Here is a 25,211-nt window from a genome sequence, read left to right on the forward strand (position 1 = left end):
CAACGCAATTACGCGTCGGAGGTCAGCACCAGCCCGGACGTCGGGACGCCGGTCCCGGCCGTGACCAGCACCGCCGACGCCCCGGCCACCTGGTTGACGCTGCTGCCGCGCAACTGCCGTACGCCCTCCGCGATGCCGTTCATGCCGTGCAGGTAGGCCTCGCCGAGCTGGCCGCCGTGGGTGTTGACGGGAAGCCGGCCGCCCAGTTCCAGGCCGCCGTCGGCGGCGAACGCCGCCGCCTCGCCTCGGCCGCAGAAGCCGAACTCCTCCAGCTGCATCAGCACGAAGGGGGTGAAGTGGTCGTAGAGCACCGCCGTGTCGATGTCGCCGGGGCGCAGCCCGCTGCTGCGCCACAGCTGGCGGGCGACGACGCCGAGCTCCGGCAGGCCGGTGAGGTCGTCACGGTAGAAGCTGGTCATCGCCTCCTGGGCGCGGCCCGCGCCCTGGGCGGCGGCCGCCACGACGGCGGGCCGGTGCCTCAGGTCACGGGCGCGCTCGACGGAGGTGACGACGACGGCCTGCCCGCCGTCGGTCTCCTGGCAGCAGTCGAGCAGCCGCAGCGGCTCGACGATCCAGCGGGACGCGGCGTGCTCGGCGAGGGTGATCGGACGGCCGTAGAAGTACGCGGCGGGGTTGGTGGCCGCGTGGCGCCGGTCGGCGACGGCCACGTGGCCGAGCACGTCCGGACCGAGGCCGTAGGTGTGGAGGTAGCGGGCGGCGTGCAGGGCGACCCAGGAGGCGGGGGTGAGCAGCCCCGGCGGCATGGTCCAGCCCATCGCGACGCCCTCGGCCGACGGCTGCCGCGACTGCAGGCCGGAGCCGAAGCGGTGGCCGGAGCGCTCGTTGAAGGCCCGGTAGCAGACGACGACCTCGGCGACGCCGGTGGCGACCGCCATCGCGGCCTGCTGCACCGTCGCGCAGGCGGCGCCGCCGCCGTAGTGGATGCGGCTGAAGAACGACAGCTCGCCGATACCGGCCGCCTGGGCGACGGTGATCTCGGGGCTGGTGTCCATGGTGAAGGTGACCAGCCCGTCGACGTCCCCGGGGGTCAGCCCGGCGTCGTCGAGGGCGGCGTGGACGGCCTCGACGGCCAGCTTCAGCTCGCTGCGGCCGGAGTCCTTGGAGAACTCCGTGGCCCCGATCCCGGCGATCGCGGCGTGGCCGCCGAGCGTGTCGGCGCGGTGCAGGCTCATCCGTGCTTCCTCACCTTCGCTGATCCGCTCACCCGCACTGGTCCGCTCACGGGCGCTGGTCCGCTCACGGGCGCTGGTCCGCTCACGGGCGGTGGTCCGCTCACGCGCGCTGGTCCACTCCCCCGCACCGGCCCGCTCACCCGCACCGTTCCGCTGACGTGCACGCCGAGCCGGTTGGTGCCCCGGATCGCGAGCACCGTCCCCCCGTCCGGGCCGCGTTCGGTCACCTCGCCGCTGAACTGGAGCTCGTCACCGGGGTAGGCGGGCACGCCGAGGCGGATCGCGATCGCCTCGATGCGTGTGTCCGGGCCGGTCCAGTCGGTGACGTAGCGGCCGACGAGGCCGTTGGTGGTGAGGATGTTCATGAAGATGTCGGGAGCGCCCTTGGCGCGCGCCAGCTCCGCGTCGTGGTGCACGTCCTGGTAGTCGCGGGAGGCGATGGCCCCGGACACGATCAGGGTGCGGGTGAGCGGTATCCGCAGCGGCGGCAGCCGGTCCGGTCCGGCGGGGTGGAAGACGGGGAGCTCCAACTCCTCGTCGAAGCGCTGGAATCCGAGGCGGACGGGCATACCGATGGTCACCTCGTCGGGCGTCCTGGTGGCCACGTTGGCCACGACGCGGACGCCTTCAGCGAGTTCGACGAGCGCGACGGCATAGGGCTTGGTACCGAAGGCCGGTGGGAGCGGGTGGTGGACGGTGACCTTGGAGTACACCTGTCCGTCCCCGCTCGCGGCCTCGGCGTGCCACCGGTCGCTGCCGCAGGCGTTGCATCCGGGCAGCCACGGGAAGCGGGCCGTCCGGCACGCGTCGCAGCGCTGGAACCGCAGTTCGCCGGCGGCGACGCCCTCCCAGTAGCCGGCGTTGTCACGGTTGACGACCGGCCTCGGACGCCGCGGCTTCGTGTCCACAGCCTGTGGACGTTCGCCCGCGGCGACGGGCCTGAACTTCAGGATGCGGAAGCGGTGCGTCCCGACCGGGGTCGCCTCCCCCGGCTTCTCCCCGGCCGCCTCGTCGTAGGCGCGCACGTTCATCCGCGTGGTGATGAAGTAGCCGGTACCCAGTGCGGTGTGCTTCTCCACCGAGACGCTCTCGATGACGGAGTCGAACAGCACCCGCTCACCGACTCGCAGTGGCCGCGCGTACTCCTGCTCGCAGTCGGTGGCGACCACGGAGGCGTATCCAGCGGCCTCCAGCTCCCGCATGAGGGCGTCGAAGTGCTCGCTGCGACCGGACAGTCCCATGGTCCACGCCTGAAGCATCGCGGGCGGCGCGATCCCGTCCGGCGGGCCGGCGTCGCCCATGGCCTCGCACCAGTGCCTGATCATGGGCGCGTTGACGGGATCGGGCCCCACTCCGGCCACGGTGGAGGGCAGTCCCTGGTAAGCCTCCAGATTCACAGATCTGACACTGCGTCAGATATACCGGCCGTGTCAAGACACGACCACGGCCCCGAGGGGGACACCCCGGGGCCGTGAGCGCCGTCCGACGCGGGCTATCCGCCGAACACGATCCGCACGTTGCTGTTGGACTGGTTGCTGAACACCTGGCCGGCGTTGCCCTTCAGGGCGAAGGTGTTGTTCTGGTTGGCCGCGCCGGATCCGTTGGCCGTCTGCTGCGACCAGTTGGCATTGCCGTCCACCCAGCCGGAGAGGTTCCCCGTCCCGGTGTCGGTCACGGAGCTGGTGGTGGTGCTGCTGCTCGAACCCCCACCCGCGAACGCTCCGTTGTCGGCGGACGCGGCCCCCGCCCCGATCAGCAGGGCGGCGGCGGCGAGCGGAACGGCGACGAGAGCGGTACGGATACGGGACATGCGGTCCTCCTGGCTGGTTCTGCGGTACTTCGGAGTGCTGCGGACTGCGACGTCGCACAGTCAGAATTCCTCAACGAATCGACAAAGAGCCAGAGCTGCCGGGCCATTTCGCCCTTTGGTGTGGATCGGGCGCGGAGCACGCATGGACCCGGATTTCCGGGGTCAGCCCCGACCGACCATCGCGTCGAGGTAGTCGTCGGCGATCTGCCGCGGCGTGGCGTCGGCCGGCGGTGGAAGGAGGGAGTCTGCCATGACGCCCAGCCTGCCCCACCGGCCCACCGGCCCACCGGCGGGGGCGCGAACAGCTCAGTGACCCCGGCGTCCGGGCAGCCCGGCCCACGCCCGCCGGCGGGGCCGACCGGAAATCCGCCGCGCGTCGCGGCGATGAGTTCCCCCGCCCCGATCCGTCGGATGATGGGCACCGACACCAATCGGAGGTACGAGGCGTGCGCAAGATCGTCGTCTACATGCTGCTGTCGCTCGACGGGGTCGCCGAGGCCCCGGACACGTTCTTCACCGACTGGGACGAGGCGATGGACGCCAACCTCGCCGCGGTGATCGAACCCCAGGACACGGTCCTCCTCGGCCGCCGCAGCTACGACGAGTGGGCGCGGTTCTGGCCGAGCAGCCCGATCGAGCCCTTCGCGACGTTCATCAACCACGTCACCAAGTACGTCGCGACGTCGACGCCCCTCGACGGCGGCTGGGACCACGCCTCGGCGATCGACGGCGAACCGCTCGACTTCGTCCGGGCGCTCAGGCAGCGGGCAGGTGGCGAGATCGGCGTCCACGCGAGTATCTCGCTCGCGCGAGCCCTGCTCGCCGCCGAACTCGTGGACGAGCTCAAGCTCGTGGTGGCACCCGGCATCGCCGGCACGGGCCGCCGCCTCCTCGACGACCTGCCCCCGCTCCGCCTCGAACTCCTCCGCAGCCGCCCCTCCCCGGCGGGCTACCTGCTCCTGGACTACCGCGTTCTGCGCTAGCCGGGTGATCGACGGCGGCACCCTACAGCGCGCCACCGTCGATCAGGACGAACAGGCCGATACCGCTGAGGACGACGGGGTGGAGGACGTCGCCCCAGCGTCCCAGCGCCTTCGCGACGGCCGGGCGGGTGGCCAGGTACCTGCCCGCCAGACACCACACCGCGACCAGGGCCAGGAAGACGGCGGCGTAGACGGCGATCCCTCCGGGGCCGGCCGTGGCGAGGACCGGCGTGTAGACGCCGATGTTGTCGCCGCCGTTGGCCAGGGTGAGCGCGGCGACCTCCAGCGTCCTGGGCCCGCTCTGCCTGCTCCTCGGCGCGGCCTCGCCCGGGGCGGCGCGGTGGCGCCAGGACTGCCGTGCGGCCCTGAGCCCCAGGGCGAGCGGCAGCAGCCCGAGGTAGGGCAGCGCCGTCCTCGGGAGGAACGACGCGCCCAGGGCGGCCGCCACGGACACGGCGAGGATCACCGCGAACGCCAGGTACTGGCCGACCATGATCCGACGGGTGAGACCCGGCTCCCCGGAGCCCCGGGCGAAGAACAGCGAAAGGACCAGGATGTCGTCCACGTTCGTGACGGCGAACAGCCCGACCGCTTGCCCGACCGTGCCCACAGCCATTGGCGTCCGACCTCTTCCAACCGATCGGCCCCCGACCGTTGTCGCTGGTCGGGGGCCGATCTACTGCGGAGTCTGTGGGATTTGAACCCACGGTGGCGGTGAAGCCACGACGGTTTTCAAGACCGTTCCCTTAGGCCGCTCGGGCAAGACTCCTGGCGCGGACGCGGTGATCGTATGCGATCACGGTCCACGGCAGGGATCTTCTCACGAGTTGAGCCGCGGATGGCGGTGATTACTGGTTGTCACCGGTTCGGGAACCGAGAGTGAGGATGGTCGTGTGGGACTGCCCATTGCGGGTGTAGGTGACGGTGACCTTGTCGCCCGGGTGGTGGGCCCAGATCTCGCTGACCAGGGTCGGGCCGGAGTCGATGATCACGCCGTCGAGGGAGGTGATCACGTCGCCCGGCTTCAGGCCGGCCTTGTCGGCGGGACCACCCGGAGTGACCGGCGGGGTGCCCTGGACCGAGGAGGTGTTGATGCGGGCGCCGTCACCGGTGTAGGTGTCGTCGCGGAGGATGCCGATGATCGGGTAGACCGGCTGGCCGGTCTTGATCAGCTGCTGGGCCACCCACTTGGCCTGGTTGATCGGGATGGCGAAGCCGAGGCCGATGCTGCCGGACTGGCTGCCACCGGTGGACTGGCCGGTGGACTGGATCGCCGAGTCGATGCCGATGACCTGGCCCTCGCCGTTCATCAGCGGTCCGCCGGAGTTGCCCGGGTTGATCGAGGCGTCCGTCTGGAGGGCGTTCATGTAGGACGTCTGCGCGCCGGTCTGGTCGCCGGAGGCGACCGGGCGGTTCTTGGCGCTGATGATGCCCGAGGTCACCGTGCCGGAGAGCCCGAAGGGCGCGCCGATGGCGATGGTCGTGTCGCCCACCTGGACCTGGTCGGAGTCACCCAGCGGGAGCGGGACCAGCTGCTCCTTCGGGGTGGAGTCCAGCTTGATCACCGCGACGTCGTAGCCCTGGGCGCGGCCGACGACGGACGCGCCGTAGCTGGAGCCGTCGGCGAACTTCACCGTGAGCTTGCCGCCGCCCAGCGAGGGCGCGACGACGTGGTTGTTGGTGAGGATGTGGCCCTGGGTGTCGAAGACGAATCCGGTGCCGGTGCCCGACTCCGAGGAGCCGCTCGCCTCGATGGTGACGACGCTCGGCAGCGCCTTCTGCGCGATCGCGGCGATGGAGCCCGGCGCACGGCTGAGCGCCTTCGGGTCGGTGCTGCTGGAGACGGTGGTGCTGGCGTCCGCGCCGCCGGAGTTGCGGCTCTCCAGCCAGGCGCCGATGCCGCCGCCGAGACCGCCCGCGAGGATCGCGGTCGCGGCGAGGACGGCGATGAAGGTGCCGCGACGGCTGACCTTCTTCGGCTTCTCGTAGGGCACACCCGCTCCGTACATGCCGTACGGGGAGGGCGACACGGCCGGGCCACCGCCGTAGGGCGGCTCGCCCGCACCGAAGACACCGCCGGCACCCGAGGTGGGCGGCGTCGGCGGGACCGGCGGCAGCGGCGGCGCGCCGTAGGGCTGCGTCGTGGGCGGCGTCACGGGCTGGGCCGGGGCGTGAGCCGGGGCATCGGCCGCCAGGGCGGCGGGAGCGGCGGGAGCGGCGGGCTCCGGCTGGTACGGGGGCACCGGGGGCTGCGGCAGCGGCTGGGTCGGCGCGCTGTCGCTCACCGGGGCCGCAGCAGGCGCAGCGGGCGCGGGAGCGGCGGGCGCGGCCGGGGCAGGCGCGAAGGCCGTCTGCTCGACGGTCGCGGGCTCGGCCGCGGCAGGCTCGGCGGCGGCGTCAGCAGGCTCGGCCGCCGGGGCCGGGTAGCCAGCCAGCTCCGGGTCGGCCGGGGGCTCAATAGGGCTGCTCGCGGGCGCCTGATCCACCGGACGATCCGTGCTGTCCGCCGGAACCGCAGCGGGGGCAGGGGACGGCGTCCCCTCGGGTCCGCCCTCGTGCTCGGTGCTCACGAACGACCTCCTTGTTGAGGGACCAACGCCCCTAGCATTCCGCACACGCTGTCGGGGCATCGTAAGTCCCAGCCGTGCGCGCAGCACCTGGTTCGGATGTCCGAACTGCGGCGATGCTCTTGGCCACGTCGGCGCGACGGCTTACCATGCCCTCGAACACACGCATCATATGCGCGGGAGCTTGGACCTCATTCCAGGCTGAGAGGGCGACGAGCCGCTGACGCGGCAGGGTCGCCGACCGCCTGAACCTGACCGGGTAATGCCGGCGTAGGGAGCTCTGAACACGGCCATGTCCGCGACCCTGCACAACGCCCAGCCGTCGTCCGCCGACGCACGCGCCGAGGCGCCGCTCGTCCTCGACACCGCACCGCCGAGAACGCTCGGCTTCCGCGACCAGGCGGCCCTGTGGGCCAATCTCGGCGTCAGCCTGATCGGGTTCTCCAGCGCCGCCACGGTGATGGTCAACGGCCAGGGCCAGAACCTGGCCCTCGCCGCCTCCCTCACCGCGATCGTCGTCGGCACCGTGGTCGGCACCCTAATGCTGGCGCTCGCCGCGCTGATCGGCACCCGCACCGGCGCGCCCGCCATGGCCGTCCTGCGCGGGCTCTTCGGCACCCGGCTGTCCTACCTGCCGACCGTGCTGAACATCCTGCAGTGCATCGGCTGGGGCATCTACGAGCTGATCGTGATCACCCAGGGCGCCCAGGCGCTGTACGGCGGCATCCCGCGCTGGGTCTACGTGGTCCTGGCCGGGCTGCTCACCACCGCGATGACGATCTGGCCGCTCGGCTCGATCGCGGCGCTGCGCCGCTACGTGGCGATCGCCGTCGGCGTCTCCATGCTCTACTTCACCGTCCAGCTGGCCCGTCACGGCGTGCACAACCCCGGCGGCAGCAACTGGAACGGCTTCCTGAGCGCCACCGACTACGTGGTCGCGGTCTCGATCTCCTTCGTGCCGCTGGCGGCCGACTACACCCGCCACTCGCGCACCGGCAAGGCGTCCTTCTGGGGCACCTTCTCCGGCTACACCGTGGCGCAGGTGTGGTGCTACGTGGTCGGCGCGATCGCCCTGACGCAGGTCGGCGGGGACGCGAACAAGATCTTCTCCACCTTCACCGGGCTGACCGCCGGCTGGCTGTTCTTCCTGGTGCTGGTGCTGCGCGAGGCCGACCAGTCCTTCGCGAACGTCTACTCGACGGCGATGTCGATCCACAACCTGTTCCCGAAGGTCGACCGCCGCTGGCTCACCCTGGGCATCGGCGCTCTGGTGACCGGCTCGGCGCTTCAGATCGGCAAGTTCACCGACATCTACTACGCCTTCCTCGGTCTGATCGGCGCGTTCTTCGTGCCGCTGCTCGCCGTGCTGGCGGTCGACTTCTTCCTGGGCCGCGGCCGTGACGGCTGGGACATGAGCGAGCAGGCGCCGACCCGCTGGCTGACGCTGCTGCCCTGGGCGCTCGGCTTCGTCCTCTACGAGCTGATCAACCCGGCGACGCTGCCGTACGCGTGGTGGATCAGCTTCTGGGCCGACGCACAGAAGTTCACCCACATCCACCCCACCTCGTGGACCTCCGCCTCGCTCTTCTCCTTCCTCGTCGCCGGCGGGGTCACCTGGGCGCTGACCCCGGTGCTGCGCCGCCGCGCGGCCTGACCCGCGCCTGACCTGCCTGACCTGCCTGACCTGCGCGGACGGTACGGGGCTGCGCGTTCACCTGACGTACACGCGACCCGAATAAGGTAGAGGCGTGCACAACCAGCCCAGCCCCCGGACCGTCGTCCCCAACCGCGCGCGGACGACGGTCATCGCCCACCGAGGAGCCTCCGGCACCTTCGCCGAGCACACCCTCGCCGCCTACCAGCTGGCGGTGGAGCAGGGCGCGGACGGTCTCGAGTGCGACGTCCGGCTGACCGCCGACGGCCACCTGGTCTGCGTCCACGACCGCACCGTCAACCGCACATCGAACGGGCGCGGCGTCGTCTCCACCCTGGAGCTGGCGCAGTTGTCCGAGCTCGACTTCGGCGCGTGGAAGGCGAACGGCTCGACGCAGGTCGAGGAGGCCGACTGGACCTCGCCCGAGCACACCAGGGTGCTGACGCTGGAGCGACTGCTCGAACTCCACGCCGACGCCGGGCGCCGGGTGGAGCTCGCGATCGAGACCAAGCACCCCACCCGCTACGCGGGCCTGGTCGAGAAGCGGCTGATGGAGCTGCTGCGCCGCTTCGACCTCCTGCCGAACGGCCGGAGCGACGAGCCCTCACCGGTGCGGGTGATGAGCTTCTCGCAGCTCTCGCTCAAGCGCGTGCGGCAGATGGCGCCGGAGCTTCCGACGGTCTTCCTGATGGAGCGCGTACTGCCCTGGCTGCGCGACGGCTCCCTCCCGCACGGCGCGCGGATCGCGGGCCCCGGTATCGACCTGATCCGCGCCAACCCCGGCTACGTCGCCGCCCTGCACCGGGCCGGCCACCGGGTCCACGTGTGGACGGTGGACGCGCCGGAGGACGTCGAGCTGTGCCTGCGGCTGGGCGTGGACGCGATCATCACCAACCATCCGCGGCGAGTTCTCGACCAGCTCGGACGCTAGACCGAGTCGTGGGGTTCATTCCGGCCAACGGCCCGATCCATTCGTCCGGAATGGCTGGAAATTCCTCTGGATCGTGGCTGGAACACCATTCCGAGGCGTCGAATGAATGCGCAGCGTAGCGGGGTTGTGACGCGCTGTTAAATGCGCTCCTTGCGCCCGCCGCGAGCTCCTGGAAAGCACGCAGGGTTGCCTTGTTTTCAGTTTTCGACTTGCCCGCACCGGGCATTCACACCCTGGCGCAAGACGAAGGAGGAGGTCCGGGGGTGGCCGTGGTGGTGGCGCATGATGTGCCGACTTCTTCGTCGACCATGGCAGTACCTCATGGTCCGGAGAGTGTGCGTGCCGCGCGACGGAGGCTGCGTGAGGATCTCGGTGAACGCCTGGTCCCCGAGCCCGTCATAGACGACGCGGTACTGATCCTGTCGGAGTTGTTGAGCAACGCCTGTCGGCACGCGAGACCGCTGGAGCGGGAGCTGACCGCACAGGAGCGCGAAGAAGTACTGGTGGGCTGGGAGTTGCACAGCGACGGCCTGCTGACCGTCGAGGTGACGGACGGCGGTGGCCCGACGCGGCCACGCCGCGGGAATCCGTCCCTGACGGCGAAGGGCGGCCGCGGGCTGGGGATCGTCGGCCAACTGGCCTCGGAGTGGGGCGTCCGCGACGACGCGACCGGCGAGGTCACCGTCTGGGCGATCCTCCGCGTCCGCGCCCGCCACGCCCGCCGCGAGGAGCCGCCGGCGGCGGCGGCCAGCTAGGCACCTCTGTTCGGTCGCACCGCCTCAGGGGCGCGGGGCTCTGCGCGACAGGCCACCCACGCGCGGACGGTCCTCATCGAGCAGGGCCATCCGCCTCGGGTGGTTGCTCGCGCGGTTCCCCGCGCCCCTGAGGCGGCTGCGCCGCCCGGGCCGTGCAACTACCTCTAGGCTCTCCCGGAGGGAACTTCGTTCCCGCTTTCACGTTCCGTCCCCTCGGGAGTACGCACCATGGCCAAGAAGAAGGCCCCCCTCCGGACCGCCGCGGCCGTCACCGACGGGCCGGTGCCCGTCGTCGGCGCGCGGGAAGCCTGCCCCTGCGGGTCCGGGCGCCGTTACAAGGCGTGCCACGGGCGGGAGGCCGCGCACGCGGTGACGGAGCTGGTACAGCGGCCGTTCGAGGGACTGCCGGGCGAGGGCGACTGGGTCGCCCTGCGCGAGCTGGTGCCCGCCGCCACCGTCGCGCTGACGGTCAACGCGGAGACGCTTGCCACCGCAACGGGTGACGTCCCGTCGGTGACGCTGGCCACCGTGCTCCCGATGGCCTGGCCGGCCATGCGCCGCCAGGACGGCAGCGTCCTGCTGGGCCTGCAGACCCAGACCTCCTCCGGCGACCTGAGCCGGGACCTCGCGGACGCTCTGATCCAGGCGCTGGCGACCGAGCCGGGCAACCCGGTGCCGCCGCGCCGCCCCGAGCCGGGCGGCCCGCGCCTGCAGGAACTGCTGGACCTGGACGCCACGTTCGAGCCGGACGTGCGGACCGGCTTCGAGTTCTGGCTGGAGGACGCGGCCGGTGCGACCGGCGAGGTCGCCGCCTCGCTGGAGCAGGCCAACGCGGCGATCATCCCGACCGCGAAGCTGGACTCGGTGCCGCAGGCCTACTGGTGCGCCGCCCCGGACCGCAACCACCTGCGCTGGGTCATGCCGCACGAGGAGGAGCGCCTGCTCGACGCGCTGGCGCGCCTCTCCGCGACCGGCGAGGCCTCCCTCGGCGAGGGCACCAAGCTGGTCGGCTCGTTCCGCGCCCACGGCCTGGTCGTGCCGGTCTGGGACCTGCCGCAGGAGCTGGCCGCCGCGGACGTCGAGAAGCCGGCGGCGGAGTTCGCCGAGCGCCTCGCCGCCGCGCTGGCGGTGACCGAGCCGCTGACGCCGGAGCAGCGCAAGGCGCGTGCGGGGCTCACCAGCCGCCAGGTGACGCTGAGCTGAATTGGCCTCACTTTCGGCAGTCGACTCCACCGCAAACAAGGTGATCTGCGTCACATTCACCCGGTGGAGTCGATAATTCCGCACAAACCGACACCCCAAGGGAATTTGCTTGCGGGCCAGAGTTTGTTACGGTTTGAACAGCCCGGTCGCTGGTGCATCCCCCGTCGCCAGCGGCCGGGCCTTTTCCTTTTCCTTGGTACTTCCAGTGGGCAAAGCCGCTCAGGGCGCGAGCGAGGCCCCGTCCGGCGTCGCGACACTCGCCGCGACCAGCGCCTCCACCAGATCGCCCACCGCGGGCAGCCACGGCTCCCGCCGCGCGGATGCCGGACGGCGGACCCAGCGAAGCGACCCGGCCGCGGTCCGCGAGGGCGGCAGCACCAGGTAGCCACCGGGACCGTGGTAGCGCAGGCTGGTCGGCACCCACTCCTGGGCCTCCAGCAGCTCGGCCAGCTCCGGGAACGAGTAGGGCGCCACCAGCAGCACGTAGCGCGTCGGCGTCGCGATCACCGGGCCGGTCCGGACACGCAGTGCGTCGAAGTAGTCGAGGACCCGGACGCCGGCCTCGGCGGGCAGGCTCAGTGCGCAGACCTTGTCCCCCGTGGCGACCAGGACCGGCGCCTGCGGACGGCGCGACCACCACCAGCGGATCATCCGGTCGTCCGTCGTCGCGGCGAGCAGTTTGGGGTCGTGCGGATGGACCCCGGGAATCTGGCAGTCCGGACGGGGGCAGCGGCACGCGCCCTCCGGCCCGAGACCGACGCCGGGCAGCACCGGCCAGTCCCACCCCTGGGAAGCGATCCTGGCCGCGCCGAGCAGTCGCGCCCGGGAGCGGTGCCGACTGACCTTGCTGACGAGTGTTGATACCCCGCGCATGAGCACTCGTTCCTTTCCGTGACGGTCAAGGATCGGTACGTGACCTCGCGCAACGAGAAGCGCACCACGCCCGACGCGCTCACAGAACCCGACGGGACCGGCGCGGGGCGGCGATGGCGACCGCAACCAGGACCTTCCGGCCCGGGCGATGCCGCCCCTACCGGTTCTCTACCCATCGTTGGCTCGCGCGAGCACGTTCTGGGACGAGACTGACGCATCGTCCGGAATGACGCACGGTGAGCGACGATGGTTCCTCCGTTCGGGGTATTCGTCCGGCGGTACGCGAAGGGGTCTGCTAGTGGGAGCGACGCGGGGGTGTCGTAGCGCCGCTGGAACCGTACGATCCGGGGATGGCCCCGGACTCTGCATCGGCCCACGAGGCTGATTCCGCATCAATTCCCGTTACCGGCAGTGGGAACGGCGCTCCCGAATGCGTCGTCGTGGTTCCCGCCCACAACGACGCGGGCCGGATCGCCCTGACGGTGCTGGCCGCGCGCGCCCTGCCGGGGGTGCGCGCGGTGGTGGTCGTTGAATCCGGTTCGACCGACTCCACCCGACGGGTCGCGGCCGACAGCGGCGCGCAGGTGCCCGCCGACGCGTCCGCGCTGGCCGGATACGCACCTCTGCCGCTGCTCTTCGTCGACCCGGGCCGGCAGCAGCGGATCACCGAGGCGCTGACGCTGCTGGGGCCGGTCGCGGCGGGCACGGCGGACGCCGTGGTGGCCGTCTCCGCCGCGCGCGGGGACGCGGCGGCACGCCTGGCCAGGCGGGGCCTCGGACGGGCCGGTCTGGCCCTGCCCGGCGTGCTGACGGGCGAGTACTGCCTCAGCCAGGCGGCCTGGTCGCTGGGGTGGCCACCGGCCGCGGGCGCGGGCGGACTGCCCGGCGTGGTGGCCGATCTGCTGCGGGCGGGGCGAACGGTGGTACCGGTCGCGCTCGAAGCACCGAGGGAGCGTCCGGCCCGTGGCTGGCGCGGTCGCCGGCAGGTCGCCCGGGCGCTGCGCGATCGCCGCGCGTAGCCGAACTCGTTCTGACAAACGATCATTCGCACCGATGTTTTTCGGCCAAATATTCGGGCAAAGACACCAACCACCCGGCAGCTGACAGTTCTGGACATCACCCGATCGGTGTGTGTAGAAGAGACTCATTAATTGCCGCTATGGCATGACATGGGGGTGCATAGTGATTCAATTCAGACAATCAACTAAGAATCCGGCATCACTCTTTGTAGTTTTCGCAGGTGTGGACCATGGCTGAGCCTCAGACCACCACCCCGCCCGCGGCCCTGGGCCTCCCCGCGCCCTCCAGTCCTGCTGAAACGATCAGCGGCGAGCAGATCTGCGCCATGCGCGAGCGCTCCGCTGACCCCCTGGCTGATTTGACCACCCTCTACGACCTGACGGACCGGCTCAGCAGCGCGCCCGACCTGGCCGCCGCCCTCACCGGAGTCCTCGCCGACAGCGCGGCCCTGGTCGGCGCCCGGCGGGGCATGCTGCTGCTCACCCACCCGTTCACCACCCTCGGCCTGGGCCTCGACCGCGCCGACCTCGGCGCGCTGGAGACCGTCCCGACCGCGCAGGTCCTGCGCCCGAGCGTCGGCGAGCCCACCGGCGACCGCTTCCAGGAGGTCGCGGTCCAGCTCGGCATCGCCGCGTCCTACGCCCAGCCGCTGGCCGACCTCGGCTCGGTGGTCTGGTTCTACGACACCCCCGCCCAGCCGAGCGAGCGCGAGCAGCGCCTGGCCGGGCTCTACTGCGCCTCCGCCGCCCGCATCCTGGCCAAGGAGGTCGACCGCGACCGCCTGCGCCGCACGGCGGACGCGCTGCGCCGCGGCCTGCTGCCGAACGCGCTGCCGCGCATCCCCGGCATGCGGATCGCCGCGCGCTGCGTCCCCGCCGGGCTCGACGGCGCGGGCGGCTGCGACTGGTACGACGCGATCACCCTGCCGGAGGGCGCGCTGGCCCTCAGCGTCGGCAGCGTCACCGGCGGCGGCGCCGACTCCGCGGCCGCGATGGGCCGCCTGCGCGCGGCGCTGCGCGCGTACGCGGTGCTGGAGGGCGAGGATCCGGTCGCCGTGCTCGGCGATCTGGAGCTGCTGCTCAAGAGCACGGAGGCGGCCAGGTCCGCGACGGCGCTGTACGCCTACGTCGAACCGGGCCCGCGACGGCTCTCCCTGGCGGGGGCCGGACAGTGCCCGCCGCTGCTGGTCACCTCCTTCGGGGCCTCGTTCGTGGAGACCTCGCTGAGCGCGCCGCTGGGCATGCTGAGCTGCTGGGAGGCGCCCGGCGTGGAGCTGCGCGCGGACCGCGGCGATCTGCTGCTGCTCTACACCGACGGCCTGGCCCGCCGGTGCGGCAGCTCCCTCCACTCCGGCCAGGCCCGCCTGCGCGCGACCGCGGCGGAGGCGCCGCGGGACGTCCGCCACGACCCGGAACGTTTCTGCGACTACCTGCTCGAATCCTGCCTCGGCACCAGCCGCCCGGACCCGGGCGGCGACGACATCGTCCTGATGGCGGCCAGATTCGAGTAGCGGGTGAGTCCTCGCTCCCGCAGGCAGAGGCACCTCCAGGGGCGCGGGGCCCTGCTCGATGAACTGCGTGCGCGACAATCCCCCGGCCTCCGGCCGGGGGACCCCCTCCCGCGGACCTCGGGATCCCGAGCGGACAGGGCCATCCGCCTGCGGTGGGTTGCTCGCGCCCACGCAGGGGGCACCTCCCGGGGCACCTCCCGGCCGAAGGCTGGGGAGGAGCCGCATGTCGGCAGGGCCCGCACCCCTGGCGGCTGCGCCGCCTGGGGGACGGCAACTTACCCAACGACTGTTATGAACCACCCCTTGCGCCGTACGCTTGTACGGACCGCGCACCCAGGACACCCCTGACATTCGTGCGCGCGTTCCCCGTACCACGAGGAGGCGACAGAGCGTGACCGAGGAGAACCTCGCGCCCGAGGAGACCGAAGAGGCCGCGCCGCAGGCGATCAAGCAGCGGAAGAACGGCCTGTACCCGGCCATCTCCGACGAGCTGACCGCCGTGATGAAGGCCGGCTGGGCCGACACCGAGCTGCGGGACCTCGTTCCCGCCGAGCAGTCCGCGTACACGGCCAAGCGGCGCGCCGCGCTCTCCGCCCGGTTCCCCGGCGAGCGTCTGGTGATCCCGGCCGGAAACCTGAAGACCCGGTCCAACGACACCGAGTACGGCTTCCGCGCCGCCACGGAGTACGTGCACCTGACCGGCGACCAGACCGAGGACGCGATCCTCGTGCTGGAGCCGCACGGCGGCACCCACGACGCGTACCTCTACCTGCTGCCGCGCTCCGACCGTGAGAACGGCGAGTTCTGGCTCAGCGGCCAGGGGGAGCTGTGGGTCGGCCGCCGCCACAGCCTGACCGAGGCGGAGACGCTGCTCGGGCTGCCCGCCAAGGACGTGCGCAACGCCCCGGTCGAGCTGGCCGAGCGCGCGGACGAGTACCCGGCCGTCACCCGCGTCGTGCGCGGGTACGACGCGAAGATCGACGCCGCGCTGGCCCCGCACACCACCAAGCACGGCGACGACGAGCTCAAGGTCTTCCTGAGCGAGCTGCGCCTGGTCAAGGACGAGTGGGAGGTCGCGCAGCTGCAGGCCGCCTGCGACGCGACCACCCAGGGCTTCACCGACGTCGTGCGCGAGCTCGCGCAGGCCGTGGCCACCTCGGAGCGGTGGATCGAGGGCACCTTCTTCCGGCGCGCCCGGGTCGACGGCAACGACGTCGGCTACGGCTCCATCTGCGCCGCCGGTCCGCACGCGACCACGCTGCACTGGGTCCGCAACGACGGCCAGGTCCGCCCGGGCGAGCTGCTGCTGCTGGACGCGGGTGTGGAGACAACGACGCTCTACACCGCCGACGTCACCCGCACCCTGCCGATCAGCGGCGAGTTCGACGAGCTCCAGCGGAAAATCTACCAGGCCGTCTACGACGCCCAGGAGGCCGGCATCGCGGCCGTGAAGCCGGGTGCGCGTTACCGCGACTTCCACGAGGCCTCGCAGCAGGTGCTGGCGGAGCGGCTGGTCGAGTGGGGCCTGGTCGAGGGCCCGGTCGAGCGGGTACTGGAGCTCGGCCTGCAGCGTCGCTGGACCCTGCACGGCACCGGCCACATGCTCGGCCTGGACGTCCACGACTGCGCGCACGCGCGCGTCGAGTCCTACGTCGACTGCGTGCTGGAGCCGGGCATGGTGCTCACGGTCGAGCCGGGTCTGTACTTCCAGGCCGACGACCTGACCGTGCCGCAGGAGTACCGCGGCATCGGCGTCCGGATCGAGGACGACATCCTGGTCACCGCCGACGGCAACCGGAACCTCTCGGCGGCACTCCCCCGCACCGCCGACGAGGTCGAAAGCTGGATGGCGGGCCTCAAGAGCTGAGGCCCGCCACCGGGTCGATCGCTAGCGGCATGGCCGCGTGGTTCAGCCGAGCCGCGCGGCCATCGTCTTGAGGACGTTCAGGGAGCCGGTGGCCACGTCCAGGTGCGCGTTGGTGCCCTCGATCTGGACGAAGGAGATCGTGTCGCCACGCTGGACGAAGAACTCCTGCGCGTCGGAGGGCAGGTCCGGGATGTTGCCGGGACGGCCGGCGGCGTTGCGGATCTCCAGGCGGTAGGAGACACCCTGCGTGATCCACGCGGTGCGGGTGACGCTCGCGTGGACGTGCTTGTGGAGGTCGTAGTCCACCGGACCGCGGTCGACGAGGTTGGCGCAGTGCGCGTAGTCGGACTCGATCCGGGCGAGCGCGGTCTTGGCCTTCGCGGCGCTGGAGAAGTGGAACAGGACCTGCGAGCCCTGCACGAGGTGCGCCTTCGTGGCGAACTGCTCGACGGAGATGGAGCTGGTGCCCAGCTCGTGGGCCGGCCGCTTGTCGTAGCCGCAGGTGAACAGCCACTGGAACTCGGCCGTGGTGGTGTGGCGCGTCTTCGGCTCCGCCTGCCAGTGGAAGGCGCCGCTCTGCGGCATCTGCGCGCCGGTCAGCCACGGGGAGGTGTGCGTCGCGGCGTTCGCGGAGCCGGTGGCTCCGGCGGCGAGGCCGAGCGCGACAGCGGTGACGGCGGCGAACTTGGCAGCACGGGACGAACGCAGAGCGCGCATGACGGGACCCCCCAGGGCATGTGATGTGGTGGCTTCTTGCCGTTCTCGCCGATCCGCCGGACCGGCTGGCGAGATCAATTACAGCGCAGGGGGCGTCACTGCTCTCTGTTCGAACCGTCGTGATCGTGTAACAGCGGGATAAGCTCCAGCCATGGCCGTCGACCTCGTCCTGACCAGGGCTCCCGCGCCCGCGCACACCGTGGCCGTGCTCGCCTTCGACGGCATGGCGCCCTTCGAACTGGGCGTGGTGGTCGAGGTGTTCGGCCTCTCCCGACCGGAGCTCGGCGAGCTGTCCTGGTACGAGCTGAAGGTCTGCGCCGAGGAGCCCGGGCGGGATCTGCGGGCCGTCGGCGGGTTCAGCCTGAAGGCCGAGCACGGCCTGGACGTGCTCGCCGCCGCCGACACCGTGATCGTCCCCGGCGTCCCGCACGCCGGCGGCGAGGTCTCGCCCGCGCTGGTCGCGGCGCTGCGCACCGCGCACGAACGCGGCGCACGCCTGGTCTCCATCTGCTCGGGCGCCTTCGCGCTGGCCGCGGCCGGGGTCCTGACGGGTCGCCGGGCGACCACACACTGGCGTTACGCGGACCTGCTGGCCGCGCAGTACCCCGAGGTCGAGGTCGACTCCGACGTCCTCTACGTCGACAACGGTGACGTGCTGACGAGCGCGGGCAGCGCGGCCGGCATCGACCTGTGCCTCTACCTGGTGCGCGCGGACCACGGCGCGCAGGTGGCCAACACCGTCGCCCGGCGGTTCGTCGTCCCCCCGCACCGGGAGGGCGGCCAGGCCCAGTTCATCGAGGCTGCGGTCGGCCCGCTGCGCGACGAGGAGGACGGGGTGGTCCGCAGCATGGCCTGGGCGCTGGAGCGTCTGGCCGCGCCGCTGACCGTCCCCCGGCTCGCGCGCGTCGCCGGCATGTCGGAGCGTTCCTACCTGCGGCACTTCGCCCGCAGGAACGGGACGAGCCCGATCCGCTGGGTCCTGGCCCAGCGGATCGCCGCGAGTCTGCCGCTGTTGGAGGCCGGGTCGGCGCCGATCGAGGAGGTGGCGACGGCGGTCGGGTTCGACAGCGCCGCCACCTTCCGCCACCACTTCACCCGCACGATGCGGACGACACCGACGGCGTACCGCAGGGCCTTCGGCAGGGCCGCGTAGCCTCCGTCGCACGCCGTCGCGGTGGCCGTTCAGAGGCTGCGGGCGGTGATGTCGCCCATGGTGGTGGTGGCGCGGATGGCGAGGGTGGGGGTGCCGTCGTTCTTGAGGGCGTTGGCGACGCGGCCGTGGCCGGTGCCGGCGTCGAGGGTGGCGGGGATGCCGGGGGCGGTGGTGACGGTGATGTCGCCCTGGTGGGTGTGCAGGACGACGTTGCCGGTGGTGGCTTCGGTGACGGTGATGGCGCCGCGGTTGGTGGTGATCTGGGCGGGGCCGTTGAGGCGGCCGATGTGGACGTCGCCGTCGACGGCGGCGAGGCGGACGGCGGCGGCTTCGTCGATCTTGATGTGGCGGTAGGCGCCCTCGACGTCGACGTCGCCGAGGCGGCCGACGCCGCGTACCTCGCTGCTGGCGGTGCGGGTCTTCAGGGCGGAGCCGGCGGGCAGTTGGACGGTGACCTCCAGGGCGCCGGAGGGGCCGAAGTACTGGTTCCCGGGCTGGCCGCCGTCGACGCGGAGGATGCCGTCCTGGTAGGTGACGGTGGCCTTGGCGGCGGCCTTGACGTCGCGGTTCTTGCCGGGGTCGGCGGGGCGGACCTCGACGAGGGTGTCGGTGCGGTCGGCGGCGATGACCTGGATGCGTCCGGCGGCGATCTCGACGACGGCGGTGATCGCGGCGGGGGTGTCGAACTTCTGCATGGTGGGCTCCGGTGAGTGCGCTGGCCGGTGTTTCCGACATGAGAAACGCTACGTTGCGTTCGGAGATCCGGCAATAGCCTTGTTGCACGCCATCCACGTATCCACAGCTCACGGCTGCTTTTTCGTTGCAACTGGATGGAATCTAACGCAATGACAGGCAGGCATTGCGTTGCATTGGATGAGAACGAACGCTATGCGCCGTGGGGTTGTCCCCACCCCCGCCCCGGGGAGTGGCCGGATGGTTCGGGCCCGATCGCGCTGGAAGCGTGAGTGGACGTCACCACACGACCTCCAGAAGGCAGAACCCACATGCGAAGCACCAAGCTCGGGGCGCGTGTCCTGGCCCTCACCGCCGCGGTCGCGATGGCCTGCGGAATGGCGGCGCCCGCCTTCGCCGCGACGGCCCACACCACCGCGCGGCGCGGCGACGTCGTCAGCGTGACCCCGATCGAGCACCTGACCGCCGCTCAGACGACCGCCTACGCACGGGAGGCGGGCTTCGCCGTCGCGGCCGGGCGCGACGGCGTGGACGCGTACCGGATCGTCTACCGGACGGTGACCCCACAGGGGCGGCCGACGACCGCGAGCGGCGTGCTGGCCCTGCCGCGCGGCGCCAAGGGCGCCCTGCCGACGCTGGAGTACACGCACGGGACGATGCCCTACCGCGGTGACGCGCCCTCCGTCTCGGACGGGCCGGACCGGGCGGTGCCCTTGATGTTCGCGGGGCGGGGGTTCGCCGGGGTCGCCCCCGACTACCTCGGCCTCGGCGTCGGCCCCGGCGAGCACCCGTACATGGACGTCGCCTCCGAGACGACAGCCTCCGTCGACCTGCTGCGCGCGGCCCGCACCGTCGCCGCACGGCACGGCGAGCACCTCGACGGGCGCCTGTTCGCGACCGGCTTCTCCCAGGGCGGCGCGGCCGCGATGGGCGTGGGCCGCGCCGTGCAGCGCGGCGAGGCGCCCGGCTTCCGCCTCGCGGGGCTCGCCCCCGTCAGCGGTCCCTACGACGTGGGCGGACAGGAGCTGCCGGCCGCGCTGGACGGGCGGCTGGCACCGCCGACCGCCGCGTTCTACCTGGCCTACGTCCTGACCGCGTGGAACCGGCTGCACCCGCTCTACCACTCGCCGTCGGAGGCGTTCCGCGCCCCCTACGACCGCACCCTCGCCCCGCTGTTCGACGGCAACCACACGGACGAGCAGATCGGCGTGGCGCTCGCGCCGAGCCCGCAGGCGATGCTCACGCCGAAGTTCCTCGCCCTGCTGAAGCACCCCACCGGCGCGCTCGCCTCGATGGTGAACACGGCGGACCGGGTCTGCACCGACTGGGCCCCGCACGTGCCCATCCACCTCTACGCCGCCACCCGCGACACCGACGTCGCCTTCGGCAACGCCATCTCCTGCGACGCCTCGCTGCGCGCGCACGGCGTGAACGCGCCGCTGGTGAACGTCGGGCCGGTCGACCACCCGCACTCGGCGTTCCGCGCCTACCCGCAGATCCTGGGCTGGTTCGGCACCCTGGCCGCCCAGCACTGAACGCACTCCTGGCAATGAACGCACGGTGGGCCGCCGCCCTCACCGACGGCGGCCCACCGTGCGTCCTCACCTGCCACCCGGGTCTCCCGGGTCAGCGCTCCCCGCGGTCCGCGTTGGCGACGATCGCCTCGCGGAACCAGGCGGCGGCGCCGGGCGCGACCTTCTCGTAGGTCTCGGTGAAGCGCGGGTCCGCGACGTACATGTCCGCCATGCAGCGGTGCATGCCGTAGGAGACCTCGAAGAACCGCCGGGTGATGTGCTCCCTGTGGTCCTCGGCGATCTGCATCCCCTGCTCGCTGTCGGCGGCGACACCGGCCGCGACGGCCTCCGCGATACGGGAGTTGAGCGCGTCGCCCTCGGCCCGGATCTCCACCCAGTCCTGCTTGGAGTACTTCGCGGCGCGCTTCTGGGACTCCTTCCAGACGTCGGTGTCGCCCCAGCGCTGCTCCGCCTCGTCCTGGTGGTCGACGTAGTCCTCGCCGAAGACCTCGAACTTCTCCTCCGGGGTCAGTTGGATCCCCATCTTCCTCGCCTCCAGTGCGTGTTCCACGGACGCGACCATCTCCTGGAGCCGGTCGATCCGCCCCAGCAGCAGACTGCGCTGGCGGCGCAGGTGCTCGCTCGGGCTGACCTCGGAGTCGTCCAGGATGGTCGCGATGTCGTCGAGGGAGAAGCCGAGTTCCCGGTAGAAGAGGACCTGCTGCAGCCGGTCCAGGTCCGCGTCGTCGTAGCGGCGGTAGCCGGACGGCGTGCGGTGGCTCGGACTGAGCAGCTTGATCTCGTCGTAGTGGTGCAGCGTGCGCACGGTCACCTTGGCGAACCGCGAGACCTGACCGACCGAGTAACTCATGGGGGCCCTTTCCTCTCCCTCGTGTCACCCAGCCTGCGGTCTCACGTCGCGTGAGAGTCAACCGCGATTGTGCGGCACCGCTCAGGAGGCGTGGGCAAGAGGACGACCACGGCGTTCGCCGTGGTCGCGGTAGGTCAGGGTCCGGTCGAAGCTCACGACCGCGCCGGTGCGGGGGTGGTTTCGGAACTGGACGCTGTCGGAGAGGGCCCGGATCAGGAACAGGCCGCGTCCGCTCTCGGAGCAGAGCTCCGGCGCGACGGCAGCGGTGGTGGCCACGTTGGCGGTGGCGGCTCTGACCCGGCGGCGTCCGCCGTGACCGGGGCGCAGCCGGACCGCGAAGCCCGGCCCCGAGTCGGTCACCTCGATGTGCAGCCGGTCGCCGATGATCGCGGCGGTGACCTGGAACCCGTCGTTCGCCCCGGCCCCGCAGGGGCCGGCGTGCTCGACGGCGTTGGCACAGGCCTCGCTGAGCGCGACGCCCACCTCGTACGAGACGTCCGGGTCGACGCCGGCCGCGGACATCGTCCCCAGCAGCACCTTCCGGGCCAACGGCACGCTCGCCGGCTCACGCCGCAGGTGCAGAGACCACCAGATGTCCACGAAAGGCTCCTCCTGGCTGCGGCACCACATACCAGTAGGTATTGCCGACCCGCCCGGGAACGAACCGCTTCGCTCGGATCTTGTCGCTCTCTTGGCGGATAACGGAGCGCGAAGGCGCACATGGGGGCGCACAGAAGGTGCGCTACCTCAGGGGCGCGAGACTCTGCCCGACCAACTGCGTGCGCGACAATCCCCCAGCCTTCGGCCGGGAGGAGCCGAATGTCAGCGCAGCCCCGCGCCCCTGGGGTAGGTGCAACCCCTGACCGTTTTCGGCCCCGCGACACTGCGTCGCGCGGGGCTCTGAGAGACTGACGGGCGTCATGGCCACCGCCCGCGCGATGAGCGCACCCAGTGTGGACCTTCGCGTAGTACGGGCGCTGCCCTTCGCGACGGTCTGCGTCCTGGTGTCCGCGCTGGGCCACGCGTGTGCCGGCGGCGGGCCCGTGCCGGTGCCGACGCTCCTCGTCGGCCTGCTGCTGGTGGCCCTGCCCGCCGCCGCCCTCGCCGGGCGGGAACGCGGGCTCCCCGCGATCGCCGGGGGCCTCGCCGTGGGCGAGCTCGGGCTGCACGTGCTGTTCCACCTGACCGCGCACGGCAACGGCGGCATGGCCGACATGCCCGGCATGGCCGGCGGCTCCTCGGACCCGATCGCGCGCCTCGCGGCCTCCCTGCTGTGCGGGCCGCTGCCGGCCGGCACCACCTCGTGGGACATCGTGACCCGGGCGGGGCTCGACCCGCACGCCTATCTGGCCTCGGCGCCCATGCCCGCCGGTGGCGGCCTGTGGGCCGTCCTCGGGCTGACGCCGGTCATGGTGGCCGGGCACCTGCTGGCCGCGCTCGTCGCGGGCTGGTGGCTGCGGTGCGGCGAGGCGGCGCTGTTCCGGCTGCTGGCGCTGGCCCTCGAACCGCTGCGCGCGCTGCTGCGCCGGGCTGTCGGCCTGCTCGTGGCGCTGCTCGACAACGCCGCGGAGGCCACCCCGCTGCGCGGGACGCGCCGCGCGCACGAGCCCTGGCGGCTGCCCGCCCGGGTGCACCTGCGACACCAGCTGGTCCGGCGCGGGCCCCCACGCGCTCTCCTGGTCTGACCGTTCTCCGCCCGGTGGCGGTGACGGCGCGACCCCTCGCCCACCCGCACCGGCCCCGCCCACGGGGCCGCCACCCGTGCCGTCCCCTCCGTGCGTCGCCGCACCGACCCGGCACACAGGCTCAAGGAGAGATCCAGCTCATGCGTACCCCTGCCCTTCGCACGCGCGGCCTTCGCACCCCCCTCCGCCGTCTCGCGGTTCCGGCCGCACTCGCCGCGGGCGGCGTACTGCTGCTCGCCGGGCCCGCCTCCGCGCACGTCACCGTGCAGCCGGACGCGGCCACCGCGGGCGCCGCCGACCAGGTCTTCGCCTTCCGGGTGCCGAACGAGTCGGACACCGCCTCGACCGTCAAGGTCGACGTGTACTTCCCCCCCACCTACCCGATCGCCTCCGCACTGGTCGGGGCCGTGCCGGGCTGGACCAGCGAGGTGAAGACCACCAAGCTCGCCCAGCCGATCCAGACCGACGACGGCCCGGTCACCGACGCCGTCTCGGAGATCATCTGGACCGGCGGCAAGATCGCCCCGGGCCAGTACCAGGACTTCACCGTCGACTTCGGCCAGCTGCCCAAGGACGCCAGGCAACTGGTCTTCAAGACCCTGCAGACCTACTCGGACGGCAGCGTGGTCCGCTGGATCGACGCCCCGGCGACCTCCGGCGGGACCGAGCCGCAGCACCCGGCCCCGACGCTGAACCTGACCGCGGCCGCCTCGGACACGGGCTCCGCCGGCAGCACGGACGCGAAGGCGTCCGGGGGCAGCGGCCAGGCCACCGTGGCGGCGAGCAGCACCAGTGACAGCGACACCGCGGCCCGCGTGCTCGGCGGCGTCGGCGTGGCCGTGGGCGTGGCCGGTGTGGTGCTCGGCTTCCTCGGCTGGCGCCGCGGCGGGCGCCGCAGCACGTCCTGAGTGTCCGCAGCGTGATGTGCGCGGCCTGATGTCCGCAGCCTGACGCGCGCGGTGGGCGGCCGGGCGGGCATCCCTGCCCGCCCGGCCGGCCACCGGCCACCGCTCCCCTTCTCTCTCCGCTTCTCCCGGGAAAGCCCTCTCATGACCTCCTCGCTCCCGACCCGACGCTCAGTGCTGCTCGGTGCGCTCGGCGGCGGCGCCGCCCTGCTGCTGACCGCCTGCGGTTCCTCCGGCTCCTCCTCCGGCGCGGCCTCGACCGACGGCAGCCAGATCACCCCGTCCATGCAGGGCCACACGGGCCCGTACCAGGGCGACCCGCTCGGCCGCACCTTCGACAAGCCCGCCGTCACCCTCACCGACACCAGCGGCAAGCCGTTCGACCTGGTCGCGGGCACCCGCGGCAAGGCGATGCTGCTGTACTTCGGCTACACCCACTGCCCCGACGTCTGCCCGACGACCATGGGCGACATCGCCGTGGCCGTCAGCAAGCTGCCGAAGGACCAGCAGGACAGGATCGACGTCGTCTTCGTCACCACGGACCCGGCCCGGGACACCCCGGCCGGGATCCGCACCTGGCTCAACGCCTTCAACCCGAACTTCATCGGCCTGACCGGCGACATCGACACGATCATCGCGGCGGCCAAGTCCGTCGGCGTCTACGTCGCCGCGCCGGTCAAGGGCCAGGAGCCGGTCCACGGCGCGCAGACCCTCGGCTTCCTGCCGGGCGACGGCAAGGCGCACGTCCTCTACACCAGCGGCACCACCACGGCCGTCTTCGAGCACGACGTGCCGCTGCTGATCAAGGGGGTGACCCCGTGAGGCGCCGCGCCCTCGCCCTGGCGCTCGCCCTCCCCGCGGTGCTGGCCGGATGCGCGTCGGCCTCGTCCGGCACCCACGCCGCCGCCGGGGCCCCGCGGCTCAGCGTCACCGGCGCCTACATACCGCTGCCGTCGATGCCGGACATGGCCGCCGGCTACTTCGTCCTGCACAACGACGGCGACAAGGCCGCGACCCTGACGGGCGTCACCAGCCCGGGGGCGCAGTCGGTGTCCATGCACCAGAGCACCGCGTCGACCATGGTCGACCTGCCGACGGTCCAGGTGCCCGCCCACGGCACGGTGACCTTCGCCCGCGGCGGGCGGCACCTGATGCTCATGGGGCTGGACCCGGCGCCGAAGGTCGGCGCGCGCGTCGAGCTGAATCTGCGCTTCGACGACGCCGCACCGGTTACCGTCCAGGCGACCGTGCAGCCGCTGACGTACCAGCCCGGTCAGTGAGGCAGTGAAGCCGTGACGAGGAGAAGG

Annotated in this window: 24 protein-coding genes, 1 tRNA gene and 1 riboswitch; of the genes, 14 read left to right on the forward strand and 11 right to left on the reverse strand. The window is 72.1% G+C overall.

Annotation, left to right across the window (positions count from 1 at the left end; genetic code table 11):
• Nucleotides 1–8: 8 nt before the first annotated feature.
• The 3 genes from ABH931_RS00845 to ABH931_RS00855 form a co-directional block, all read right to left on the reverse strand.
• Nucleotides 9–1,193, reverse strand: coding sequence for a lipid-transfer protein (locus ABH931_RS00845; RefSeq protein ID WP_370108809.1), 1,185 nt, complete (start codon nt 1,191–1,193; stop codon nt 9–11).
• Nucleotides 1,190–2,590, reverse strand: coding sequence for an OB-fold domain-containing protein (locus tag ABH931_RS00850; RefSeq protein WP_370108811.1), 1,401 nt, complete (start codon nt 2,588–2,590; stop codon nt 1,190–1,192). The genes ABH931_RS00845 and ABH931_RS00850 overlap by 4 nt, the downstream gene beginning before the upstream one ends.
• 95 nt (nt 2,591–2,685) lie before the next feature.
• Nucleotides 2,686–3,003 carry a hypothetical protein gene (locus ABH931_RS00855; protein WP_370108813.1) on the reverse strand — a complete coding sequence of 106 codons (318 nt, stop codon included), beginning with the start codon at nt 3,001–3,003 and terminating at the stop codon, nt 2,686–2,688.
• A 446-nt stretch (nt 3,004–3,449) separates the two neighbouring features.
• Between ABH931_RS00855 and ABH931_RS00860 the strand changes: the two genes are divergently transcribed.
• Nucleotides 3,450–3,986: a dihydrofolate reductase family protein gene (locus tag ABH931_RS00860; RefSeq protein ID WP_370108814.1), complete on the forward strand. Its 537-nt coding sequence runs from the start codon at nt 3,450–3,452 to the stop codon at nt 3,984–3,986.
• A gap of 22 nt (nt 3,987–4,008) precedes the next feature.
• Here the strand turns inward: ABH931_RS00860 and ABH931_RS00865 are convergent, their stop codons facing one another.
• The 3 genes from ABH931_RS00865 to ABH931_RS00875 form a co-directional block, all read right to left on the reverse strand.
• Complete coding sequence (locus tag ABH931_RS00865) at nt 4,009–4,602, reverse strand: cadmium resistance transporter (RefSeq protein ID WP_370108816.1); 594 nt, start codon at nt 4,600–4,602, stop codon at nt 4,009–4,011.
• Nucleotides 4,603–4,668: 66 nt separating this feature from the next.
• Nucleotides 4,669–4,755 (reverse strand) — tRNA-Ser (locus ABH931_RS00870).
• Between the two features lie 79 nt (nt 4,756–4,834).
• The gene (locus tag ABH931_RS00875; RefSeq protein WP_370108817.1) at nt 4,835–6,556 is read right to left on the reverse strand and encodes a S1C family serine protease; all 1,722 of its coding nucleotides are present in this window, start codon (nt 6,554–6,556) and stop codon (nt 4,835–4,837) included.
• 163 nt (nt 6,557–6,719) lie between these two features.
• Nucleotides 6,720–6,847, forward strand: a riboswitch (TPP riboswitch).
• Here ABH931_RS00875 and ABH931_RS00880 point away from each other — a divergent pair.
• The 4 genes from ABH931_RS00880 (at nt 6,846) to ABH931_RS00895 (ending at nt 11,096) form a co-directional block, all read left to right on the forward strand.
• Nucleotides 6,846–8,207 carry a cytosine permease gene (locus tag ABH931_RS00880; RefSeq protein ID WP_370108819.1) on the forward strand — a complete coding sequence of 454 codons (1,362 nt, stop codon included), beginning with the start codon at nt 6,846–6,848 and terminating at the stop codon, nt 8,205–8,207. Its footprint overlaps the riboswitch before it by 2 nt.
• A gap of 94 nt (nt 8,208–8,301) precedes the next feature.
• Nucleotides 8,302–9,138, forward strand: a complete 837-nt coding sequence (locus ABH931_RS00885) for a glycerophosphodiester phosphodiesterase (protein ID WP_370108821.1) — start codon at nt 8,302–8,304, stop codon at nt 9,136–9,138.
• Nucleotides 9,139–9,446: 308 nt separating this feature from the next.
• Nucleotides 9,447–9,893: an ATP-binding protein gene (locus ABH931_RS00890; RefSeq protein ID WP_370108823.1), complete on the forward strand. Its 447-nt coding sequence runs from the start codon at nt 9,447–9,449 to the stop codon at nt 9,891–9,893.
• A 228-nt stretch (nt 9,894–10,121) separates the two neighbouring features.
• Nucleotides 10,122–11,096 carry a DUF5926 family protein gene (locus ABH931_RS00895; protein ID WP_370108825.1) on the forward strand — a complete coding sequence of 325 codons (975 nt, stop codon included), beginning with the start codon at nt 10,122–10,124 and terminating at the stop codon, nt 11,094–11,096.
• A 219-nt stretch (nt 11,097–11,315) separates the two neighbouring features.
• Here the strand turns inward: ABH931_RS00895 and ABH931_RS00900 are convergent, their stop codons facing one another.
• Nucleotides 11,316–11,969, reverse strand: a complete 654-nt coding sequence (locus ABH931_RS00900; RefSeq protein WP_370108827.1) for a bifunctional DNA primase/polymerase — start codon at nt 11,967–11,969, stop codon at nt 11,316–11,318.
• Nucleotides 11,970–12,409: 440 nt separating this feature from the next.
• Here ABH931_RS00900 and ABH931_RS00905 point away from each other — a divergent pair, with 440 nt between their 5' ends.
• From ABH931_RS00905 to ABH931_RS00915, 3 genes are all read left to right on the forward strand, one after another.
• Entirely contained in the window at nt 12,410–12,988 is a 579-nt protein-coding gene (locus tag ABH931_RS00905) for a hypothetical protein (protein WP_370108828.1), read from the forward strand.
• 230 nt (nt 12,989–13,218) lie between these two features.
• Complete coding sequence (locus ABH931_RS00910; protein WP_370108830.1) at nt 13,219–14,499, forward strand: PP2C family protein-serine/threonine phosphatase; 1,281 nt, start codon at nt 13,219–13,221, stop codon at nt 14,497–14,499.
• A gap of 391 nt (nt 14,500–14,890) precedes the next feature.
• A complete protein-coding gene (locus tag ABH931_RS00915) occupies nt 14,891–16,366 on the forward strand; it encodes an aminopeptidase P family protein (protein WP_370108832.1) in 1,476 nt (491 codons plus the stop codon).
• Between the two features lie 42 nt (nt 16,367–16,408).
• Here the strand turns inward: ABH931_RS00915 and ABH931_RS00920 are convergent, their stop codons facing one another.
• Nucleotides 16,409–17,083: a hypothetical protein gene (locus tag ABH931_RS00920; protein ID WP_370108834.1), complete on the reverse strand. Its 675-nt coding sequence runs from the start codon at nt 17,081–17,083 to the stop codon at nt 16,409–16,411.
• A 151-nt stretch (nt 17,084–17,234) separates the two neighbouring features.
• On the opposite strand from ABH931_RS00920, the gene ABH931_RS00925 reads away from it, so the two are divergent.
• Nucleotides 17,235–18,236: a helix-turn-helix domain-containing protein gene (locus tag ABH931_RS00925; RefSeq protein ID WP_370108835.1), complete on the forward strand. Its 1,002-nt coding sequence runs from the start codon at nt 17,235–17,237 to the stop codon at nt 18,234–18,236.
• A 29-nt stretch (nt 18,237–18,265) separates the two neighbouring features.
• Here ABH931_RS00925 and ABH931_RS00930 read toward each other — a convergent pair whose 3' ends face one another.
• Nucleotides 18,266–18,931, reverse strand: coding sequence for a DUF4097 family beta strand repeat-containing protein (locus ABH931_RS00930; protein ID WP_370108836.1), 666 nt, complete (start codon nt 18,929–18,931; stop codon nt 18,266–18,268).
• A gap of 309 nt (nt 18,932–19,240) precedes the next feature.
• On the opposite strand from ABH931_RS00930, the gene ABH931_RS00935 reads away from it, so the two are divergent.
• Complete coding sequence (locus ABH931_RS00935) at nt 19,241–20,464, forward strand: alpha/beta hydrolase family protein (protein WP_370108838.1); 1,224 nt, start codon at nt 19,241–19,243, stop codon at nt 20,462–20,464.
• Nucleotides 20,465–20,555: 91 nt separating this feature from the next.
• Here ABH931_RS00935 and ABH931_RS00940 read toward each other — a convergent pair whose 3' ends face one another.
• Together ABH931_RS00940 and ABH931_RS00945 are read right to left on the reverse strand one after the other, a co-directional pair.
• Nucleotides 20,556–21,314: a MerR family transcriptional regulator gene (locus ABH931_RS00940; protein WP_370108840.1), complete on the reverse strand. Its 759-nt coding sequence runs from the start codon at nt 21,312–21,314 to the stop codon at nt 20,556–20,558.
• Between the two features lie 81 nt (nt 21,315–21,395).
• On the reverse strand, nt 21,396–21,914 hold the full coding sequence (locus ABH931_RS00945; protein ID WP_370108842.1) for an ATP-binding protein: 519 nt from the start codon (nt 21,912–21,914) through the stop codon (nt 21,396–21,398).
• 338 nt (nt 21,915–22,252) lie between these two features.
• Here ABH931_RS00945 and ABH931_RS00950 point away from each other — a divergent pair, with 338 nt between their 5' ends.
• From ABH931_RS00950 to ABH931_RS00965, 4 genes are all read left to right on the forward strand, one after another.
• On the forward strand, nt 22,253–22,999 hold the full coding sequence (locus ABH931_RS00950; RefSeq protein ID WP_370108844.1) for a hypothetical protein: 747 nt from the start codon (nt 22,253–22,255) through the stop codon (nt 22,997–22,999).
• A 140-nt stretch (nt 23,000–23,139) separates the two neighbouring features.
• Complete coding sequence (locus ABH931_RS00955) at nt 23,140–23,907, forward strand: YcnI family protein (RefSeq protein WP_370108846.1); 768 nt, start codon at nt 23,140–23,142, stop codon at nt 23,905–23,907.
• Between the two features lie 141 nt (nt 23,908–24,048).
• On the forward strand, nt 24,049–24,726 hold the full coding sequence (locus ABH931_RS00960) for an SCO family protein (protein WP_370108848.1): 678 nt from the start codon (nt 24,049–24,051) through the stop codon (nt 24,724–24,726).
• Entirely contained in the window at nt 24,723–25,184 is a 462-nt protein-coding gene (locus tag ABH931_RS00965) for a copper chaperone PCu(A)C (RefSeq protein ID WP_370108850.1), read from the forward strand. The genes ABH931_RS00960 and ABH931_RS00965 overlap by 4 nt, the downstream gene beginning before the upstream one ends.
• Nucleotides 25,185–25,211 lie beyond the last annotated feature (27 nt).

This window comes from Streptacidiphilus sp. MAP12-33 (genome assembly GCF_041261265.1).
Taxonomy (GTDB): Bacteria; Actinomycetota; Actinomycetes; order Streptomycetales; family Streptomycetaceae; genus Streptacidiphilus.

What these genes read in the sequence shown, in the direction of transcription:
- ABH931_RS00865 (WP_370108816.1), bottom strand. Translation starts at nt 4,602, where the DNA reads ATGGCTGTGGGCACGGTCGGGCAAGCGGTCGGGCTGTTCGCCGTCACG.
- ABH931_RS00895 (WP_370108825.1), top strand. Translation starts at nt 10,122, where the DNA reads ATGGCCAAGAAGAAGGCCCCCCTCCGGACCGCCGCGGCCGTCACCGAC.
- ABH931_RS00935 (WP_370108838.1), top strand. Translation starts at nt 19,241, where the DNA reads ATGCGAAGCACCAAGCTCGGGGCGCGTGTCCTGGCCCTCACCGCCGCG.
- ABH931_RS00925 (WP_370108835.1), top strand. Translation starts at nt 17,235, where the DNA reads ATGGCCGTCGACCTCGTCCTGACCAGGGCTCCCGCGCCCGCGCACACC.
- ABH931_RS00890 (WP_370108823.1), top strand. Translation starts at nt 9,447, where the DNA reads ATGGCAGTACCTCATGGTCCGGAGAGTGTGCGTGCCGCGCGACGGAGG.
- ABH931_RS00955 (WP_370108846.1), top strand. Translation starts at nt 23,140, where the DNA reads ATGCGTACCCCTGCCCTTCGCACGCGCGGCCTTCGCACCCCCCTCCGC.
- ABH931_RS00855 (WP_370108813.1), bottom strand. Translation starts at nt 3,003, where the DNA reads ATGTCCCGTATCCGTACCGCTCTCGTCGCCGTTCCGCTCGCCGCCGCC.
- ABH931_RS00880 (WP_370108819.1), top strand. Translation starts at nt 6,846, where the DNA reads ATGTCCGCGACCCTGCACAACGCCCAGCCGTCGTCCGCCGACGCACGC.
- ABH931_RS00910 (WP_370108830.1), top strand. Translation starts at nt 13,219, where the DNA reads ATGGCTGAGCCTCAGACCACCACCCCGCCCGCGGCCCTGGGCCTCCCC.
- ABH931_RS00960 (WP_370108848.1), top strand. Translation starts at nt 24,049, where the DNA reads ATGACCTCCTCGCTCCCGACCCGACGCTCAGTGCTGCTCGGTGCGCTC.
- ABH931_RS00900 (WP_370108827.1), bottom strand. Translation starts at nt 11,969, where the DNA reads ATGCGCGGGGTATCAACACTCGTCAGCAAGGTCAGTCGGCACCGCTCC.
- ABH931_RS00845 (WP_370108809.1), bottom strand. Translation starts at nt 1,193, where the DNA reads ATGAGCCTGCACCGCGCCGACACGCTCGGCGGCCACGCCGCGATCGCC.
- ABH931_RS00940 (WP_370108840.1), bottom strand. Translation starts at nt 21,314, where the DNA reads ATGAGTTACTCGGTCGGTCAGGTCTCGCGGTTCGCCAAGGTGACCGTG.
- ABH931_RS00930 (WP_370108836.1), bottom strand. Translation starts at nt 18,931, where the DNA reads ATGCAGAAGTTCGACACCCCCGCCGCGATCACCGCCGTCGTCGAGATC.
- ABH931_RS00920 (WP_370108834.1), bottom strand. Translation starts at nt 17,083, where the DNA reads ATGCGCGCTCTGCGTTCGTCCCGTGCTGCCAAGTTCGCCGCCGTCACC.
- ABH931_RS00950 (WP_370108844.1), top strand. Translation starts at nt 22,253, where the DNA reads ATGAGCGCACCCAGTGTGGACCTTCGCGTAGTACGGGCGCTGCCCTTC.